The 4077-nt window shown below is 41.7% G+C and carries 3 protein-coding genes; all 3 read right to left on the bottom strand.

The window, feature by feature from the left end:
• Positions 1–297: 297 nt before the first annotated feature.
• Complete coding sequence (locus tag IM500_RS11345) at positions 298–708, bottom strand: hypothetical protein (protein WP_002798467.1); 411 nt, start codon at positions 706–708, stop codon at positions 298–300.
• Positions 709–736: 28 nt separating this feature from the next.
• Positions 737–1000, bottom strand: coding sequence for a thermonuclease family protein (locus IM500_RS11340; RefSeq protein WP_287738437.1), 264 nt, complete (start codon positions 998–1000; stop codon positions 737–739).
• Between the two features lie 139 nt (positions 1001–1139).
• A complete protein-coding gene (locus IM500_RS11335) occupies positions 1140–3311 on the bottom strand; it encodes a patatin-like phospholipase family protein (RefSeq protein ID WP_287738434.1) in 2172 nt (723 codons plus the stop codon).
• Positions 3312–4077 lie beyond the last annotated feature (766 nt).

Here is a 4077-nt window from a genome sequence, read left to right as displayed (position 1 = left end):
TCGAAGATATAGTTTAAGAATTAACCTGTTGGCGGCTGTTTATAACTATGAGTTAGGGATAGGTATAGCAACTTATTAAAAGTTGCCAAACATTAATCAAGTCAAGGAGAATTTATTCTCAATTTTTATAATTGAGATAGTTTGTGCTGCTTAAATAAAGAGGTTTTGACAACCAAATTAAAGCAGCTCTAAAGAGTTTTGAGTTAAAAGTTAAACTTCAGGTTTTCATTCAGGACAAATGCACTAATTAACTATGTTTTTTTGGAAAATTAGTTAACCCACGATTATAACATATAATTAATTTGCAAGAGTTCTAATGAAACTGGCATTAACTTGATAAGAAATCAAATCTCCCTCGACAAAGAAACTGAGGCCGTAGCGACCCGGTGTTAAATTCAAGGATAATCGAGCGCCGTATTCAACCGAACCGACGACGGTGGCGACACCCTTACTATCGAATCGAACCAACTCGGTGATCACCTTGGGGTCGGTGGCGAGTTCCAGACGAAGGTTATGCGAAGTCCTGAATCTGAGTCTGTCCACACTATCCCAAACGCCGAGGCAATTAGTTTCCCCTAAGTGTCCGTCAACGCCGAAACTTTTTCCAGTCCTCGCCGTTCCCAGATCGATCGCCCCGCCCCACTCCCGACTCAGATCGCGTCTGGCATAAATCTCGCCGTCCATTCCAGTAATGATGTCTCTGTTCATAGTTTACCTCTCGGAATTTCTCTATAAACTACCGATTCCGTCGTCGCCATTCCCAGGGTGGCATCGGGTTTCCCCCGAAAATTCCCTTGCGATTCGAGGGAGTTTCCTTAAAAGCCCTCTCGATTTCATTCCAGCTTGGACAGTCAGCCTTGAATCGATCATAAGCCCAAACCATACCGTCCTTCACCTGCTGAAGTTGAACTAGCTGACCGTTGGCGTACACCTCGGCCACGGTGCGCCCGAAGCGATCTGGCTTCGCCAGCGCTCCGCTCCCGGTATCCACAGCATTGATAGTGACTTGGTTATTTGCCCGGTTGATGAGCGATCGCAGTTATAAAAACCTCAAAAAGTGATCGCAGATCAGTTGAAGGTCAAAAAAAAGCGATCGCAGATTAAATTATTGGGGATAAAGCGCAACCGCAGGAAGCTGGCTATTTCTCATTGGTTGATTTTTGAGATGGGTCTTCAAATCCCCATTTTTTCCACTCCTCCCCAATTTGCTCCCCAATTTGCTTGCCAATTTCCTTCTTAATTCCGCACCATCCGTTTTTAATATTTTGTTTTTGCTTTTCCGTTAGTGTCCAGGACAGAGGTGGTTTATTTTCACCATTTTTACCATTCTTTGGAAAAAAGATAGGACAATATGCGATCTTTACTTGATTTTTCCATCGCTGTTGAAGAAGTTCTACTTCAGTAGAAACTCGAGACAACTGGGTAGTATCACGGACGCTGAATAAGGTCAGTAAAGGACCTATTATCGCCTGAAACCAACCTCCACCGCCACTCTCATTTTTGGAGGGTTCAGTCTTAGGAAAAGCATTAATTTGTAACAAAAGAACTCGTTTAATGTTAAGTCCTTTGTTGGGTTCTAGCCATTCATTGAGCCATTCCACCATCGTCACCACACCAGAATTGTCGAAATAGCCACCATCAGCAATATGATAATTCCCCTTCCCTTTCCCCTTCTGGTTTTTATTTTCACCAACATAGCGAGAAATAGGCGATACATAAGAAAAAGTTGCTGAGAGCCTTGCGGCTGTGACAACATCAATGTCATATCCCGCATAAAGGGTGTTAAAATCCACTGATTTGTTGCTACTAGGTTTACAAAAAGTCATCGGTGAAATTAGAAATCGACGACCATCTTCAACCAGAGTCGCATTGAAAATAGGGATGGGAATTTTACCATTTAAAATTTGTTCGCTCCAAGTAGATAAAAATTGTTTGCTATTGGGATTTTTTAACTCTCCTTGCCAATCTGTCTCTATTACTTTTCCCCGATCGCACATTTTAGGAGCGAGAAAAGGAAGCCCAATAATGCGCCATAAATCAGGATAAGCTAATCCCCAACCTACCGCATCCAAACTATCTTCAGTAGCACTCTTAAAGATATTTTCAAACTCCTTAGACTCAGGATATCCTTTATCGGCAAAGCGATCGAGATAATACATCGTTCCAACTGAACCACCTGAAACAGAGCTAATAAAACCAATTGACTTGGTAAACGAATTACCTAGCATATCTTGTAATCCCGTCAGGACTTGAACTATCCAGCCTGCGGCTTGAATGCCGCCCCCACTCGCACAGACAACTACTAAGGTCTTTTCCTTTTCTTCTTCTTGATACTCGAGTCGTTTTTCTATTGCCTTTTTGAAATCCTTGGCATCGTATTTGTTTGCCTCATTTAAGTTTAATTCAAAAAAGTGATCCACCTTAAACAGCGCATACATCAAAGCAACAATAACCACAAAGAGCAGAAAGACAGGAACGCGATAGTAATCGAAATAGAAGGTTAGGCTTCCAGACAAGGGTGCTATCATCATGATGATTAGCATCACATACATTAGGGCAGCCGCTTCTTTTTTCTTGTCGGATGGTTGAGATTGTGGCTGAAATTTCCAACCAATGATGCCATAGACGATGAAGGCAACTATAAAAAAAGCGATGTTACTCAGATGACCTTCAAGGAATTGCTGTGGTTTTGGCTGTGTTCCTATAATATAGCCTTCAGTTTTATGTCTGGTAATGAATTCAACGAAACTAATGAGTAACTTATTGTTAGCAAAGTTAGTAAATATCCAGGTTTTCGTCTGAATCACTGCAAACAACAGCACCAAACTCAATAACACGCTGAAAATCACTCCTTGGATGGGATTCTTTTCTTTAATTTCCTCTTTTGAAAGCTTATAAGAGGTGAAGCAGATCGGTAAACTCAAAGCGATCGCCAACCCATATTGCCAGATGTCAGAAATTTCGAGCCACGGTGATAGTCCAAAACGATCTGGCGCACCTTTGAGAAGCATATAGGCATTAATAATGACCCCTATTGCCGCCATGTTTGCACTGACAATTACAGAGATAAGTTGCCACGGACCACGAAGAACAAATAAATTTCTCAGCATGGCTGGCAGCCATAAGGTAGCTATTAGAGGGAGTGTCACCAGCAGTAAACCCCAGAGAATAGGCGCACGCAAGAAAAAAAGATATTTCCAGAAAGAATCAGGAATGTGCCACCAAACCACTACAGCGATCGCAATTATGCCGATGCCGATGATGATCTGTGGAATGTAGTTTAGTTTCTGTTTTGAATTCGTAGTGTTCATGATTTTGTCCTATTTTCAAAGTGTTAAGTAGGCGATAGAGATGATTGACAGAGTGAAACTGCTGTTATGTAGTCTGCACCATTATTCCTGAAAATTCTCATTATCATTAACGATAAAAGTCTGGTGGTTGTGGTGGCTTTCCGCAGACATCTTTGATTTTTTTATTAACGTCTAATGATGAGAATGGGAGGAGTTGATTATAACCAGAATAATGTTAATAGGCATTATTAGGAGAAAGAGAATTATCAACTCTAACTTTATCACTCCCTTGGCAAATGATTTTTTTCAAAGCCAAGGGTTAAGTGAGGCAGAGGAGGATAGGGGCGATCGCTCCCAAAAGAGAAAGCTCCAGACTGATTTGCTATCCTGCTTTCAAGCTCCAGCAGTTGATACCACAGAGAGATCGCACTGGATACAAGCGTTGTCACAGTGAGAATGTTCACTAAACTGAACACCTTTACCGGGTCTTGACGCTTTACGAGAATGAGAACTAACATGAAAGCTATCAAGATCCGAAGTAGGCCAAGCAAAGAGACAGCATAACATCGGTGGCGAACGGGTAGTTTATGTTATCAAAGATTCTCACTTTAGGTTAACGGTTGCTGGCGTGGAACGAAAAAACTAATGGGACTTAGACAAAAAACAAATCGAGAAAAGCCTCAACCCCAATCCCTGCTTGGGATTTACTTCGAGAAGCCCAAAATCGCTGAAACCCAGATAGATCAAGGAAAATCATAAATCGAGGTTAACCCTTTGTCCCGTAATG

The organism is Microcystis sp. M179S2 (assembly GCF_020245805.1).
GTDB lineage: Bacteria > Cyanobacteriota > Cyanobacteriia > Cyanobacteriales > Microcystaceae > Microcystis > Microcystis aeruginosa.
This window is presented reverse-complemented; position numbering and strand designations above follow the sequence as displayed.

What these genes read in the sequence shown, in the direction of transcription:
- IM500_RS11335 (WP_287738434.1), bottom strand. Translation starts at nt 3,311, where the DNA reads ATGAACACTACGAATTCAAAACAGAAACTAAACTACATTCCACAGATC.
- IM500_RS11345 (WP_002798467.1), bottom strand. Translation starts at nt 708, where the DNA reads ATGAACAGAGACATCATTACTGGAATGGACGGCGAGATTTATGCCAGA.